Origin of the sequence: Tranquillimonas rosea, from assembly GCF_900111315.1 — a bacterium.
In the GTDB taxonomy this organism is placed as follows: domain Bacteria; phylum Pseudomonadota; class Alphaproteobacteria; order Rhodobacterales; family Rhodobacteraceae; genus Tranquillimonas; species Tranquillimonas rosea.
The window spans coordinates 291,973-306,680 of sequence record NZ_FOGU01000005.1; the positions used below are offsets into that span (position 1 = coordinate 291,973).

At 66.5% G+C, this 14,708-nt stretch carries 11 protein-coding genes; 4 read left to right on the forward strand and 7 right to left on the reverse strand.

Annotated elements, in window-relative coordinates; genetic code table 11:
- Nucleotides 1-18 precede the first annotated feature (18 nt).
- Together BMZ25_RS10630 and infB are read left to right on the forward strand one after the other, a co-directional pair.
- Entirely contained in the window at nt 19-651 is a 633-nt protein-coding gene (locus BMZ25_RS10630; RefSeq protein ID WP_092693308.1) for an RNA-binding protein, read from the forward strand.
- Nucleotides 648-3,146, forward strand: a complete 2,499-nt coding sequence (gene infB, locus BMZ25_RS10635; RefSeq protein ID WP_092693310.1) for a translation initiation factor IF-2 — start codon at nt 648-650, stop codon at nt 3,144-3,146. Before BMZ25_RS10630 ends, infB begins: the two co-directional genes overlap by 4 nt.
- A 79-nt stretch (nt 3,147-3,225) precedes the next feature.
- Here the strand turns inward: infB and BMZ25_RS10640 are convergent, their stop codons facing one another.
- The 4 genes from BMZ25_RS10640 to BMZ25_RS10655 all read right to left on the reverse strand — a co-directional run bounded on the left by BMZ25_RS10640 (nt 3,226) and on the right by BMZ25_RS10655 (nt 6,049).
- Entirely contained in the window at nt 3,226-3,381 is a 156-nt protein-coding gene (locus BMZ25_RS10640) for a hypothetical protein (RefSeq protein ID WP_092693313.1), read from the reverse strand.
- Between the two features lie 153 nt (nt 3,382-3,534).
- Nucleotides 3,535-3,933: an 8-oxo-dGTP diphosphatase MutT gene (mutT, locus tag BMZ25_RS10645; protein ID WP_092693316.1), complete on the reverse strand. Its 399-nt coding sequence runs from the start codon at nt 3,931-3,933 to the stop codon at nt 3,535-3,537.
- The gene (argJ, locus tag BMZ25_RS10650; protein WP_092693319.1) at nt 3,930-5,171 is read right to left on the reverse strand and encodes a bifunctional glutamate N-acetyltransferase/amino-acid acetyltransferase ArgJ; all 1,242 of its coding nucleotides are present in this window, start codon (nt 5,169-5,171) and stop codon (nt 3,930-3,932) included. Before argJ ends, mutT begins: the two co-directional genes overlap by 4 nt.
- 41 nt (nt 5,172-5,212) lie before the next feature.
- Nucleotides 5,213-6,049, reverse strand: coding sequence for a peptidylprolyl isomerase (locus BMZ25_RS10655; RefSeq protein WP_092693322.1), 837 nt, complete (start codon nt 6,047-6,049; stop codon nt 5,213-5,215).
- A gap of 160 nt (nt 6,050-6,209) precedes the next feature.
- Here BMZ25_RS10655 and secA point away from each other — a divergent pair, with 160 nt between their 5' ends.
- Together secA and BMZ25_RS10665 are read left to right on the forward strand one after the other, a co-directional pair.
- On the forward strand, nt 6,210-8,912 hold the full coding sequence (secA, locus tag BMZ25_RS10660) for a preprotein translocase subunit SecA (protein ID WP_092693323.1): 2,703 nt from the start codon (nt 6,210-6,212) through the stop codon (nt 8,910-8,912).
- 141 nt (nt 8,913-9,053) lie between these two features.
- A complete protein-coding gene (locus BMZ25_RS10665) occupies nt 9,054-10,610 on the forward strand; it encodes a phosphate ABC transporter substrate-binding/OmpA family protein (RefSeq protein ID WP_092693327.1) in 1,557 nt (518 codons plus the stop codon).
- A 3-nt stretch (nt 10,611-10,613) separates the two neighbouring features.
- On the opposite strand, the gene radC is transcribed toward BMZ25_RS10665, so the two are convergent.
- The 3 genes from radC to dnaK form a co-directional block, all read right to left on the reverse strand.
- Nucleotides 10,614-11,315: a RadC family protein gene (gene radC, locus BMZ25_RS10670; protein ID WP_235859845.1), complete on the reverse strand. Its 702-nt coding sequence runs from the start codon at nt 11,313-11,315 to the stop codon at nt 10,614-10,616.
- Nucleotides 11,316-11,472: 157 nt separating this feature from the next.
- On the reverse strand, nt 11,473-12,630 hold the full coding sequence (dnaJ, locus tag BMZ25_RS10675; RefSeq protein WP_092693333.1) for a molecular chaperone DnaJ: 1,158 nt from the start codon (nt 12,628-12,630) through the stop codon (nt 11,473-11,475).
- Nucleotides 12,631-12,711: 81 nt separating this feature from the next.
- Entirely contained in the window at nt 12,712-14,637 is a 1,926-nt protein-coding gene (gene dnaK / locus BMZ25_RS10680; protein WP_092693336.1) for a molecular chaperone DnaK, read from the reverse strand.
- Between the last annotated feature and the right edge of the window lie 71 nt (nt 14,638-14,708).

Sequence of the window (14,708 nt, forward strand, 5' to 3'; positions counted from 1 at the left end):
ATCCCGAGGCAGACCCAAATGAGCCGCGGTGGCGCAAAGAAGGAGCGGAGCGATCCGGAACGGCGCTGCATCGCCACGGGCGAGCGGCACCCGAAGAGGGGGCTGATACGGTTTGTCGTCAGCCCGGAAAACGCTATAATCCCGGATGTGGCCGAGAAGTTGCCCGGACGGGGCATCTGGGTCAGCGCCGAACGGTCGGCGCTCGACACGGCGGTCTCAAAGCGGCTCTTCTCGCGCGCGGCCCGGCAGCAGGTGACCGTTCCCGAGACCCTGGTCTCGGATGTTGAGGGTATTTTGTTGCGCCGGGTGCAGGACCGGCTGGCCCTGGCCCGCAAGGCGGGCAAGGCCGTCGCCGGGTACGAGAAGGTGAAGGACTGGCTGGGCAAGGACGAGGCGGCAATCCTGTTGCAGGCCTCGGACGGCTCCGACCGCGGCAAGTCCAAGCTGCACCGGCCGCGCGGGCGGGGGTCGTACTTCGACATCCTGAGCGCGGTGGAATTGGGTTTGTCCTTCGGTCGGGAACATGTGATACATGCGGCGCTTGCCGCAGGCGGACTCACTGACTCGTTCAGGGATGACGCCGTGCGGCTTTCGGGCGTTCGCGACGATGGCGGTGGCGATGCCACCGGAAAGGTAAAGAAGACCATATGAGCGATAATGACGGCAAAAAGACCCTCGGCGTTCGCGGCGGACAGCGTTCGGGTCAGGTGAAGCAGAGCTTCAGCCACGGCCGGACCAAGAACGTCGTCGTCGAGACCAAGCGCAAGCGCGTGGTCGTGCCCAAGCCCGCATCCGGCAAGTCGGGCGGAGGCTCCGGCCAGTCCGCGCCCAAGACAGATCCCTCCAAGCGACCCGCCGGCATCTCCGATGCCGAGATGGAGCGTCGCATGAAGGCACTCGCGGCCGCCAAGTCGCGCGAGGCCGAAGAGGAAGAGCGTCGCCAGGCGGAAGAGAAGGCCCGCGCCGAAGAGCGCGAGCGTCGCCGTCGCGAGCTTGAAGAGAAAGAGCGCGAAGAGCGCGAGCGCGAAGAAAAAGCGCGCCAGAAGGCTGAAGAGGACGCCCGCCGCCTTGCCGAGCAGGAAGCTGCGAAGAAGCAGGAGGCCGCGCCCCAGCCCGAGGAACAGCAGCCCGCGGCCGAGGCCCCGAAGCCCGCCCCCGGCGGCAAGGGCGGCCAGCCCGCCCGCAAGCAGCCCGAGCGTGACAACCGCGACCGGACGGCAAAGCCGAGCAAGGGCGACGACAAGCGCCGCTCGGGCAAGCTGACGCTGAACCAGGCCCTGTCGGGCGGCGAAGGCGGCCGTCAGAAATCGCTTGCTTCGATGAAGCGCAAGCAGGAGCGCGCCCGCCAGAAGGCGATGGGCGGCTCGGCGCAGCGCGAAAAGATCGTGCGCGACGTTCAGCTGCCCGAGGCGATCGTCGTCTCGGAGCTCGCCAACCGCATGGCCGAGCGTGTCGCCGACGTTGTGAAGTCGCTGATGCAGAACGGCATCATGGCGACGCAGAACCAGACGATCGACGCCGATACCGCCGAGCTCATCATCGAGGAGTTCGGTCACAAGGTGACGCGTGTCTCGGACGCCGATGTCGAGGACGTGATCGAGCAGGTCGAGGACAAGGCCGAGGACCTGAAGCAGCGTCCGCCGGTCATCACCGTCATGGGCCACGTCGACCACGGCAAGACCTCGGTGCTTGACGCGATCCGCAAGACCAAGGTGGTCTCAGGCGAGGCGGGCGGCATCACGCAGCACATCGGCGCCTACCAGGTCGAAAGCGAAGGCGGCAAGACGCTGACCTTCCTCGACACGCCCGGCCACGCGGCGTTCACGTCGATGCGTGCCCGCGGTGCCCAGGTAACGGACATCGTCGTGCTGGTGGTTGCCGCGGATGACGCGGTGATGCCGCAGACGGTCGAGGCTATCCACCACGCCAAGGCGGCGGGTGTGCCGATGATCGTTGCCATCAACAAGTGCGACAAGCCTTCGGCGAATCCCGACAAGGTCCGGACCGATCTGCTTCAGCACGAAGTGATCGTCGAAGGCCTGTCGGGCGACGTGCAGGATGTCGAGGTTTCGGCCATCAACGGCACCGGTCTCGACGACCTGATCGAATCGATCGCGCTGCAGGCCGAGATCCTGGATCTCAAGGCGAACCCCGACCGCGCCGCCGAAGGCGCCGTTATCGAGGCGCAGCTGGACGTGGGCCGCGGTCCCGTGGCGACCGTCCTGGTGCAGCACGGCACCCTGCGTCGCGGCGACATCTTCGTCGTGGGCGAGCAGTGGGGCAAGGTCCGCGCCCTGATCAACGATCAGGGCAACCGCGTGGACGAGGCCGGCCCGTCGGTTCCGGTCGAGGTCCTGGGCCTCAACGGCACGCCCGAGGCGGGCGACGTCCTGAACGTCGTCGAGACCGAGGCGCAGGCCCGCGAGATCGCCGAGTACCGCCAGGAACAGGCGAAGGACAAGCGCGCCGCCGCTGGCGCCGCCACCACGCTCGAACAGATGATGGCCAAGGCGAAGGCGGACGAGAACGTCACCGAGCTCCCCATCCTCGTGAAGGCGGACGTTCAGGGCTCGGCCGAGGCGATCGTTCAGGCGATGGAGAAGATCGGCAACGACGAGGTACGCGTTCGCGTGCTGCACTCGGGCGTCGGCGCCATCACCGAGACGGATATCGGCCTGGCCGAGGCGTCCGGTGCCCCGGTGTTCGGCTTCAACGTCCGTGCCAACGCATCGGCGCGGAACACGGCCAACCAGAAGGGCGTCGAGATCCGCTATTACAGCGTGATCTACGACCTCGTGGACGACGTGAAAGCCGCGGCCTCGGGCCTGCTGTCGAACGAGATCCGCGAGAACTTCATCGGCTACGCCGAGATCCGCGAAGTGTTCAAGGTCTCGGGCGTGGGCAAGGTTGCCGGCTGCCTCGTGACCGAGGGCGTCGCGCGCCGCTCGGCCGGTGTGCGCCTCCTGCGCGACGATGTCGTGATCCACGAGGGCACGCTGAAGACGCTGAAGCGCTTCAAGGACGAGGTGTCCGAGGTCATCTCGGGCCAGGAATGCGGCATGGCGTTCGAGAACTACGAGGACGTCCGCCCCGGCGACGTCATCGAGATCTTCACCCGCGAAGAGGTGGAGCGCGCTCTGGACTGAGCGCGCCCCTCCACCGGGACAAAATGAAAGGGCGGCACGCCATCGTGCCGCCCTTTTTGCATCCGGATTTTCGCTGCGCTCAGACCGCGGCCAGGGTCGGCTGCGGCGGCGTGCGAACCGGGAAACCGGTATAGGCCTGCTCGCCCACCTGAATGGTCACACGCCCATCTTCGAGATTGCGCACGACATTACCCTGCACCGAAACGCAGCTTCCGATTGTGATCGTCTGGACCATTGGACCTCTCCTAAAGCTGTCGTTTCAGTATGTCGGGAGATGGTTCCAAAATCACTAATAAAAAATGCACAACCCAGCAAAATACGCTCAAAGTATGTGCAAATTATGTAATCCGTAGGTCGGCGTGGCTTGCGCGCGACACGGTCCAGGCGATTACAGCCAGTCGCGGAGAATCGGGATCAGGGGCAGATCGGCCGGCGGCATCGGGTAGTCGCGCAGCGCGGTCGGGCGCACCCATTTCAGCGCCTGCCCCTCCCGTCCCTGCGGCTGCCCGGCCCATTTCCGACAGGCGAAGAGCGGCATCAGAAGGTGGAAATCGGGGTAGGCGTGGCTGGCGAAGGTCAGCGGTGCGAGGCAGCTGTCCCAGGTTTCGATCCCGAGTTCTTCGTGCAACTCGCGGACCAGCGCCGCTTCGGGCGACTCGCCGTCCTCGACCTTGCCGCCCGGAAACTCCCACAGGCCGGCCATCGACTTGCCCTCGGGCCGCTGGGTCAGCAGTACACGCCCATCGGCATCGACGAGCGCGACGGCCGAGACCAGCACCATCTTCACGACCGGTAGTCCGCGTTGATGTCGATGTAGCCGTGGGTCAGATCGCAGGTCCAGACCGTCGCCGCGGCCTCACCCAGTCCCAGGTCCACACCGATGGCAAGCTCGGGCTGGGTCATGTACGCGGCCGCCGCCTCTTCGCTGTAGCTGGGGGCGACCCATCCGTTCTCGGCGACGAGGATGTCGCCGAATCGGATCGAGAGGCGGTCGCGGTCGGCCTCGGCGCCGGACTTGCCGACGGCCATCACGATGCGGCCCCAGTTCGGATCCTCACCCGCGATCGCCGTCTTGACCAGCGGCGAGTTCGCTATGGCAAAGCCCACCTTCCGTGCGTCGCCTTCGCTCCGGGCGCCGGTGACCGTCACCTCGACGAACTTGGTCGCACCCTCGCCGTCCCGCACGACCTGATGCGCGAGGTCCAGCATGACGCGGCCCATCGCCTCTCTGAACGGGGCTGCGTCGGCGGACGCGGGGTCGGTGATGGCCGCCGCGCCCGAGGCGCCGGTGGCCGCCACCATCAGCGTGTCGGACGTCGAGGTGTCGCTGTCCACCGTGATCGCGTTGAAGGTGGAATGGTTCAGTTCCGCCAGCATCGATTGCAGCGCCGGCTGGCTGATCGCGGCATCGGTGAAGATGTAGACCAGCATCGTCGCCATGTCGGGCGCGATCATGCCCGAACCCTTCGCGATCCCTGCGATCGTCATCGTCTTGCCGCCGACCTCGCAGCGCGTCGTCGCGCCCTTGGCGAAGGTGTCGGTCGTCATGATGGCGCGCGCGGCCTCCTCCATGCCGGTGGCGGTCAGGCCATCCTTCAGGTCGTCCAGGCGGGCGGTGATGCGCTCGTCGGGGAGCGGTTCGCCGATCACCCCGGTCGAGGCTGAGAACACGCGCTCGGGCGGCAGGCCCAGGCGCTCGGCGACGCCGCCGGTGACGCGGGCCACCGATTCCTGCCCACGTCCGCCGGTAAAGGCGTTCGCGTTGCCGGAATTGACGATGATCGCGGCGCCGTCGTCCGACCCGCGCCCGATCTTCTCCTGACAGTCCAGCACCGGCGCGGCCCGCGTCGCGGACCTGGTGAACACCCCGGCCACGCTGGTGCCGGGTGACAGTTCCGCCAGCATCACGTCGGTGCGGTCGGCATAGCGTACGCCAGCGGCGACGGTGGCGAAGCGCACGCCGCCGATCTCGGGCAGGTCGGGAAAGCGCGGCGGGGCAAGGGGAGAGACCGGAAGCTTGGCCATCACACCACGCCCCGCGCAATCGTCCGGCAGGTCATCGCGGCTCAGTCGAACAGCGCGGAGTCGCGGACGACCGAGGGGTCGATCTCTGGTGTCTCGGGCCGCTCGACCTCGGCCGAGGCGGTGGCCTCGTCGATCATCTCCTGCACGGCCGTCTGCTGGATCTGCGCGGCGATCTCGTCACGCACCTCGTCCAGCGACGGCGCTTCCTGCTCGCGGGTCTCGTTCAGCTTGATGACGTGCCAGCCGAACTGCGTCTGCACGGGCTCGGACACGTCGCCGGTCTCGAGCTCGGCCACCGCGTTCTGGAACGGCTCGACCATCATGCCGTCACCGAACCAGCCCAGCTCGCCGCCATTCGGGCCGGAGGGGCCGGTGGAGTTCTCGCGCGCCAGCTCGGCGAAATCGGCGCCGCCGTCCAGCTCTTCGATCAGGCTCTGCGCCTCTTCCTCGGTTTCCACCAGGATATGCGAGGCGTTGTATTCGGTGCCGCCCTCGCCGTTGGCGTAGTTCTCGTCGTACATCTGCTGGATCGCCTCGTCGCTCACCGCCTGTTCCGAGACGGATTCGAGCACCTCGGTCGCGAACAGCGCACGGCGCTCGTTCTCGATCACCAGCTCGCCGCGGCGCGACAGCTCTTCCTTCTGGTCGGCCAGCGCGGTCTGCTGCACCAGCTGGTCCAGGATGCCGTCGAACAGCGCCTGGTCGGGCAGCTGGCTGTATTGCTCGGGCAGACGCTCGGCAAGCACGGCCATGTGTCCAAGGGTGATGTCGGTGCCATTCACCGTGGCGACGACCGTATCGGCATCCTGCGCGGCCGCGGGAAGCGCCAGCGAGGCGGCAAGAGCGGTGCCGAGCATCATGGAACGTGGTGCAAGCATGCGATGTCCTTCCTTCCGGCCCGTGGCCGTGACGTTGACACTATCTGTGCAGCCCCTTACATCGCCAAGCGTGCCGCGAGGGGCCGTCTTGACCGCCTGCATAAGGGGGCGTGCCGATACGGGCAAGCATTCCCCGCGCATCTTGCTGTCAGGAGACCACATGCTCGGAATCGGATCGATCGCGAAGAAGGTCTTCGGCACGCCGAACGATCGCAAGATCAAGGCGACGCAGCCGCTGATCGACCGGATCAACGCGCTGGAGCCCGAGTTCGAGGCGCTGTCGGATGCCGCCATCCAGGAACGCACCGCCGACCTCAAGGCGCGGGTGGAAAAGGGCGAGAGCCTGGACGCCCTGCTGCCCGAGGCCTTCGCCAACTGCCGCGAGGCCGCCCGCCGTGCGCTGGGGCTGAGGGCGTTCGACGTGCAGTTGATGGGCGGGATTTTCCTGCACCAGGGCAATATCTCCGAGATGAAGACGGGCGAGGGCAAGACGCTGGTCGCCACCTTCCCCGCCTATCTGAACGCGCTCGGCGGCAAGGGCGTGCACATCGTCACGGTGAACGACTACCTCGTGCGGCGTGACGCCGAGTGGATGGGCAAGGTCTATGGTCTGCTGGGCATGACCACCGGCGCCGTCTACCCGCAGCAGCCCGAGCTGGAAAAGCGCGCCGCCTACCAGGCCGACATCACCTACGCGACGAACAACGAGCTGGGCTTCGATTACCTGCGCGACAACATGAAGTCCGAGCTGAACGACATGTTCCAGCGCGGCCACAACTTCGCCATCGTGGACGAGGTCGACTCGATCCTCATCGACGAGGCGCGGACGCCGCTGATCATCTCGGGCCCCAGCCAGGACCGCAGCGATCTGTACCGCACGATCGACCGGGTCATTCCGCTTCTGACGGAAGACCACTACACGATCGACGAAAAGACCCGGAACGTGACCTTCACCGACGAGGGCAACGAGTTCCTCGAAGAGCACCTTTCCGGCGCGGGAATCCTGCCCGAGGGCCAGACCCTCTACGACCCGGAATCGACCACGATCGTGCACCACGTGAACCAGGGCCTGCGCGCCCACAAGCTGTTCACGCGGGACAAGGATTACATCGTCCGCGACGGCGAGGTCGTGCTGATCGACGAGTTCACCGGCCGGATGATGGCTGGCCGCCGACTGTCCGACGGTCTGCATCAGGCGATCGAAGCGAAGGAGGGCGCGAACATCCAGCCCGAGAACGTCACGCTCGCCAGCGTCACGTTCCAGAACTATTTCCGCCTCTACGACAAGCTGTCGGGCATGACCGGCACCGCGCTGACCGAGGCCGACGAATTCGCCGAGATCTACAAGCTGGGCGTCGTCGCCGTGCCGACGAACAAGCCCATCGCCCGCGATGACCAAGACGACGCCGTCTACCGCACCGCGAAAGAGAAATACGACGCCATCGCCGAGGCGATCCGCGAGTCGTACGAGCGCCGGCAGCCGGTGCTGGTCGGGACCACCTCGATCGAGAAGTCCGAGCAGCTGAGCCAGATGCTGACGGCGGCCGAGATCCCGCACAATGTCCTGAACGCCCGCCAGCACGAGAAAGAGGCCCAGATCATCGCCGAGGCCGGCACGCCGGGCGCGGTGACCATCGCCACCAACATGGCCGGCCGCGGCACCGACATCCAGCTTGGCGGCAACGTCGACATGAAGGTGATGGAGGCGCTCGCCGCCGATCCCGAGGCCAACCCCGACGAATTGCGCGCCCGGATCGAGGCCGAGCATGCCGAGGCGAAGCAGAAGGTGATCGAGTCCGGCGGCCTGTTCGTCCTGGCGACCGAGCGCCACGAAAGCCGCCGGATCGACAACCAGCTGCGCGGCCGGTCGGGCCGGCAGGGCGATCCGGGCCGTTCGGCGTTCTACCTGTCGCTCGAGGATGACCTGATGCGCATCTTCGGCTCGGACCGGCTGGACAAGATGCTGTCGCGCCTCGGCATGAAGGAAGGCGAGGCGATCATCCACCCGTGGGTGAACAAGTCGCTCGAGAAGGCGCAGGCGAAGGTCGAGGGGCGCAACTTCGACATCCGCAAGCAGCTGCTGAAATTCGACGATGTGATGAACGATCAGCGGAAGGTCATCTTCGGCCAGCGGCGCGAGATCATGGAGGCGGACGACCTGCACGAGATCACGCAGGACATGCGCCACCAGGTCATCGACGACCTTGTCGATCAGCACATCCCGGCCAAGAGCTATGCCGACCAGTGGGACGGTGAGGGCCTGTACGTGGCCGTCATGGAAAAGCTGGGCCTCGACCAACCGGTCATCGCCTGGACCGAGGAAGAGGGCGTGGACGGCGAAGTCATCCGCGAGCGGCTCTATACCGCCTCGGACGAGCTGATGGCAAAGAAGGCCGCCGATTTCGGTCCCGACAACATGCGGCAGATCGAAAAGCAGATCCTGCTGCAGACGATCGACCAGAAATGGCGCGACCACCTGCTGATGCTGGAACACCTGCGCTCGGTCGTGGGCTTCCGCGGCTACGCGCAGCGCGACCCGCTGAACGAGTACAAGACCGAGGCCTTCCAGCTTTTCGAGGGGATGCTCGACTCGCTGCGGGCCGACGTGTCGCAGAAGCTGTCGCAGATCCGCCCGCTCTCGGAAGAAGAGCAGAAGGCGATGCTGGACCAGATGAAGGCCCAGCGGAGCGAGGTCGAGGACGCCGCGCGGGCGGTACCGCCGGAAGGCGAAGCCGAGGCAGAGGCCGCCGCGCCGGGCTTTGTCGAAGCGGACCCCGACACCTGGGGAAATCCGGGCCGCAACGATGCCTGCCCTTGCGGCTCGGGCCGCAAGTTCAAGCACTGCCACGGCCGCATCAGCTGACCTCCGCCTCTCGGGCATGATCCCGCCCCGTCGGGGCGGGGCGCCCGCGGTGTGACGCCACGGGGTCCTATTCTGCTGTTGAAAATCCGCCGACGGGACCCGAAGATCGATCGCAGTGAAAGCGGTCTCCCTGGGAAGCCCATGATACCATTTCGCGCGGCGGTCTTCGCCGCGTTTTGTCTTTGCGCAGCCGCGGTCTCCGCGACCGCCGACGAGGTGACGCTCACGTCCCGCGAGGGCACGGTCACCATTTCCGGCGAGCTTCTCGGATACGATGGCGAGTTCTATCGCCTGAGCACGCAGTACGGCATCCTCACCGTCGACGGCACCCGCGTGGAATGCGGCGGCGAGGGCTGCCCCGATGTCGACGCCTATGTTGCCGAGGTCGGTTTCGCGGGGGCGCAGCGCATGGGCGAGGTGCTGATGCCCGCGCTGATCGAGTCCTTCGCGATCCGCAACGGCCTGAACCTGTCGCGGGACGACACGGGCAGCGACGATTTCACCTATGTCCTGCGCGACCCCGAGGCCGACCGCGTGGTGGGCCGGTTCGGGTTCCGCCTGCACTCGTCGGCCGAGGGGTTCGCCGACCTCGTCGCCGAAGAGGCCGACATCGTGATGTCCCTGCGGCCCGTCCTGGCGCGCGAGGCGCGGCTGGCCCGGACCGCCGGCCTGGGTGATCTCGTCAGTGGTGACCGCGCCCGCATCGTGGCGCTGGACGCGGTCGTGCCGCTGGTCGCGCTGTCGAACCCGGTGCGGGACATCTCCCTCGAGGACCTGCGCGCGGCGTTCCGGGGCGAGATCGGATCGTGGGCCGAACTCGGCGGGCCGGACCAGCCCATCGCGCTGCATGCGATGGCGCCGGGCATGGGCATCGCGCAGTCGGCGACGGTGGATATCGGCGAGGACGTTCTCGAGTCGAACGACGCCATCACGCGGCACGAGTCCGCGCGTGACCTCGCGTCGGCCGTGGCCGACGATCCTGATGCCCTCGGGATCGGCAGCTTCATCGAGCAGGGGGACGCCGTGCCGCTGGCGTTGCGTGGCCCGTGCGGCACCAGCAGCCAAGCGAGCGAGACGACGCTCAAGACCGAGGATTACCCGCTGACGGCGCCCATGTTCCTCTATACGCCCGCTGTGCGGCTGCCGCGGCTGGCGCGGGAGTTCATGTCCTTCGCCGGGTCCCCGGCGGCGCAGCCGGTGATCGAACGGGCCGGCTTCGTCGACCAGTTCCCACGCGCGATCCCCCTGGACGATCAGGGCGAGCGCTTTGCCAACGCGATCCGTAGGGCGGGGGTCGAGACCGATCTGCAAGACCTGCAGCAGCTTGTCAGCGCCCTGTCGGGCAAGAGCCGCCTCACCCTGACATTCCGGTTCGAGAACGCGTCGAGCGCGCTGGATGCGCAGTCCCGGTCGAACGTGGCGCTTCTGAGCGCGGCATTGGAGCGCGGCGTGTTCGACCAGCGGTCGCTGGTCTTCGTGGGCTTTGGTGACGGCGCCGGGCCCGCCGGGATCAACCGGCGCCTGTCGAACAGCCGGGCGCGGACGGTGCGGGATGCGGTCCGGGCCTCGGCGGAATCGGCGGATCCCGACCGCGTGAACCTCAGGGTCGAAGCGTTCGGAGAGGCGATGCCGATGGCCTGCGACGAGACGGCCTGGGGGCGCCGGGTCAATCGCCGCGTCGAAGTCTGGATCGAGTGACGGTCACAGATAGCCGCTGCCGCGAAAGCTGAGCTCGGTGTCCTTTCCCACGATCAGGTGGTCATGCAGTGCCAGGTCGAGCGCCGCGCAGGCGTCGGCAACCCGGTTCGTCATCGTGATGTCGGCCTGCGACGGTGTCGGGTCGCCCGATGGATGGTTGTGCACGAGGATCAGCGCCGAGGCGTTGAGTTCGAGCGCCCGCTTGACGATCTCGCGCGGATAGACCGGGACGTGATCGACGGTGCCCTTGGCCTGTTCCTCGTCGGCCACGAGCACGTTCTTCCGGTCGAGGTAGAGCACGCGGAACTGCTCGGTCTCACGGTGGGACATGGTGGTGTGGCAATAGTCCAGCACAGCCTGCCAGCTGGAAATGACCGGCCGCTGCATCACGCGAGAGCGTGACAGCCGGTGCGCCGCCGCCTCGACGATCTTGAGCTCTTGCACGACGGCATCGCCCAGCCCCTTCACCGCCTTCAGGCGCGACGGCTCGGCCGACAGGACGCGGTTGAAGTCGCCGAATGTGTCCAGCAGCGCGCGCGACAGGGGTTTGACGTCGCGGCGGGGGATGGCGCGGAAGAGGACCAGCTCGAGCAGTTCGTAATCCGGCATCGCGCCCGCGCCGCCGTCCATGAAGCGCTGTCGCAACCGGGAGCGGTGGTCGCGGATATACGAGGGCAGGCGCTCCTTCTGATCCTCCGGTCGCATGAGGAAGGGCAGGGTCGCTTCGTCGATGTCATGGCGGGATTTCGGCATCCCCGTCAGGATGTCGCCGCTTGGTTAGCGAACGGTTAATCCTACCCGAAACGACGAACGCCGCGCCCGGTCGGACGCGGCGTCTGCCGATTTCAACGGATCTCCGGGGTCAGGACTTCATCCCGTCCCAGAAGCTCTTCACCTTCTTGAAGAAGCCGGCGGTCTCGGGGCTGTTGTCCTGCCCGGCGCGGTCGAACTCGCGCAGCAGGTCCTTCTGCTTCGACGAGAGGTTCACCGGGGTCTCGACGGCCAGCTCGATATACATGTCGCCGTAGCCGCCGCCGCGAAGCTGCGGCATGCCCTTGCCGCGCAGGCGCATCTGCTTGCCGGACTGGCTGCCGGCGGGCACCTTCACGCGGCTGCGTCCGCCGTCGATCGTCGGCACCTCGATGTCGCCGCCCAGCGAGGCCGCGATCATCGACACCGGCACGCGGCAGTGCAGGTGCTGTGCTTCGCGTTGGAACAGCTGGTGCTCGGCCACCTCGATGAAGATGTAGAGGTCGCCGGCCGGACCGCCGCGCAGACCGGCTTCGCCCTCGCCGCCGAGGCGGATGCGGGTGCCCGTTTCGACGCCCGGCGGGATGTTCACGCTGAGCGCCCGGTCCCGGGTCACGCGGCCCGAGCCGCTGCACGCGCCACAGGGGTTCTTGACGATCTGGCCCGCGCCCGAGCAGGTCGGGCAGGTGCGTTCGACGGTAAAGAAGCCCTGCTGCGCCCGGACCTTGCCCATGCCGGAGCAGGTCGGACACATCTGCGGTTCGGCCCCGCCTTCCGAGCCGGAGCCCTCGCAGACGTCGCAGGTCACCGCAGAGGGCACGTTGATCGTCTTTTGCAGGCCCTGGTGCGCCTCTTCGAGCGTGACGCGCATGTCGTAGCGCAGGTCGGAGCCGCGGGTCGCCCGCTGGCCGCGGCCGCGGCCGCCGCCCATCATGTCGCCGAAGAGGTCGTCGAATACGTCGGAGAAGGCGCTGGCGAAATCGCCGCCGCCATAGGCCGCTCCCCGGCCACCGCCGCGGGCGCCACCCATGCCGCCCATGCCACCGTCGAACGCGGCGTGGCCGTAGCGGTCATACGCCGCCTTCTTGTCGGCGTCGCGGAGAACTTCGTAGGCCTCGTTGGCCTCCTTGAACTGGGTCTCGGCTTCGGGGTTGTCGGAGTTGCGGTCCGGGTGAAGCTCCTTCGCCTTGCGGCGATAGGCTTTCTTGATTTCGTCCGCGTCGGCCCCCTTGGAGACCCCGAGAATGTCGTAATAGTCGCGCTTTGCCATCGATCACACTTCCCAAGCTTTGGAACGCAAGGACCGGCCTGACGTGTCAGGCCGGTCCACGGTGGCGCGTTCCGGCACGCGTTACGATGCGCGCTTGTCGTCGTCGAGGTCTTCGAAATCGGCGTCGACGATGTCGTCCTGATCGCCGTTGCCGTCCGAGTTGCCGCCCTCGGGGTCTTCACCGCCCTCGGACTTCGCCTGCTCGGAGTTGTAGATGGCCTCGCCCAGTTTCATCGACGCTTCGGTCACGTTCTGGATGCCCGACTTGATCTTGCCGGCGTCCTCGCTCTCGAGCGTCTCCTTCAGGTTGGCGATGGCCAGTTCGATCGCCTCGATCGTCGACGGATCGACCTTGTCGGAATGCTCTTCCATCGACTTCTCGGTCGAGTGGATCAGGCTTTCCGCCTGGTTCCGGGCCTCGATCACCTCGCGGCGGTTCTTGTCCGCCTCGGCGTTTTCTTCGGCGTCGTGAACCATCCGCTCGATATCTTCCTCGGACAGGCCGCCCGACGCCTGGATGGTGATCTTCTGCTCCTTGTTCGTGCCCTTGTCCTTGGCCGACACGGAGACGATGCCGTTGGCGTCGATGTCGAACGTCACCTCGATCTGGGGCATGCCGCGGGGTGCCGGCGGGATGTCCTCGAGGTTGAACTGGCCGAGCATCTTGTTGTCGGCCGCCATCTCGCGCTCACCCTGGAAGACCCGGATCGTCACGGCGTTCTGGTTGTCCTCGGCCGTGGAGAAGATCTGCGACTTCTTGGTCGGGATCGTGGTGTTGCGGTCGATCAGGCGGGTGAACACGCCACCCAGCGTCTCGATGCCGAGGCTCAGCGGCGTCACGTCAAGCAGGACCACGTCCTTCACGTCGCCCTGCAGCACGCCGGCCTGAATGGCGGCGCCCAGAGCCACGACCTCGTCGGGGTTCACGCCCTTGTGCGGCTCCTTGCCGAAGAACTTGGACACTTCCTCGTACACCTTGGGCATACGGGTCATGCCGCCGACCATGACGACCTCGTCGACATCATCGACCGACACGCCGGCGTCCTTCAGCGCGGCCTTGCACGGATTGATCGAGTTCTTGATCAGGTCGCCGACCAGGCTTTCCAGCTTCGCACGGGTGAGCTTCATCACCATGTGCAGCGGCGAGCCGGTGTCCTTGTCCATCGAGATGAACGGCTGGTTGATCTCGGTCTGGCTGGCTGCGGACAGCTCGATCTTGGCCTTCTCGGCGGCTTCCTTCAGGCGCTGCAGGGCCATCTTGTCCTGCGTGAGGTCGACGCCATGCTCCTTTTTGAACTCCTCGGCGAGGTAGTTCACGATCCGCATGTCGAAGTCTTCGCCGCCCAGGAACGTGTCGCCGTTCGTCGACTTCACCTCGAACAGACCGTCGTCGATCTCGAGGATCGTGATGTCGAACGTGCCGCCGCCGAGGTCATAGACGGCGATCGTCTTGGAGTCCTTCTTGTCGAGCCCGTAGGCCAGCGCGGCGGCCGTCGGCTCGTTGATGATGCGCAGGACTTCGAGACCGGCGATCTTGCCCGCGTCCTTGGTCGCCTGGCGCTGCTGGTCGTTGAAGTAGGCCGGAACCGTGATGACGGCCTGATCGACTTCCTCGCCGAGATAGCTCTCGGCGGTTTCCTTCATCTTCTGCAGGATGAAGGCCGAAATCTGGCTCGGCGAATACTTGTCGCCCTTCACCTCGACCCACGCGTCGCCCTGGCCGCCATCGACGATTTGGAACGGAAGGTTCTTCTTGTCCTTCGTGATCTGCTCGTCCTCGAGCCGGCGACCGACAAGGCGCTTCACGGCGAAGACGGTGTTCGTCGGGTTGGTCACGGCCTGGCGCTTGGCCGACTGCCCCACAAGCCGCTCGTCATCCGTAAAGGCGACGATCGACGGCGTGGTGCGGGCGCCCTCGGCGTTCTCGATCACACGCGGCTGGCTGCCATCCATGATGGCGACGCAGCTGTTCGTGGTCCCAAGGTCGATCCCGATCACTTTGCCCATGGTCAAAATCCTCTCATTGGCGATGTCTTAGCGGACGAACCCGCGGAGCGGCATCCATCCGGCGATCCCAG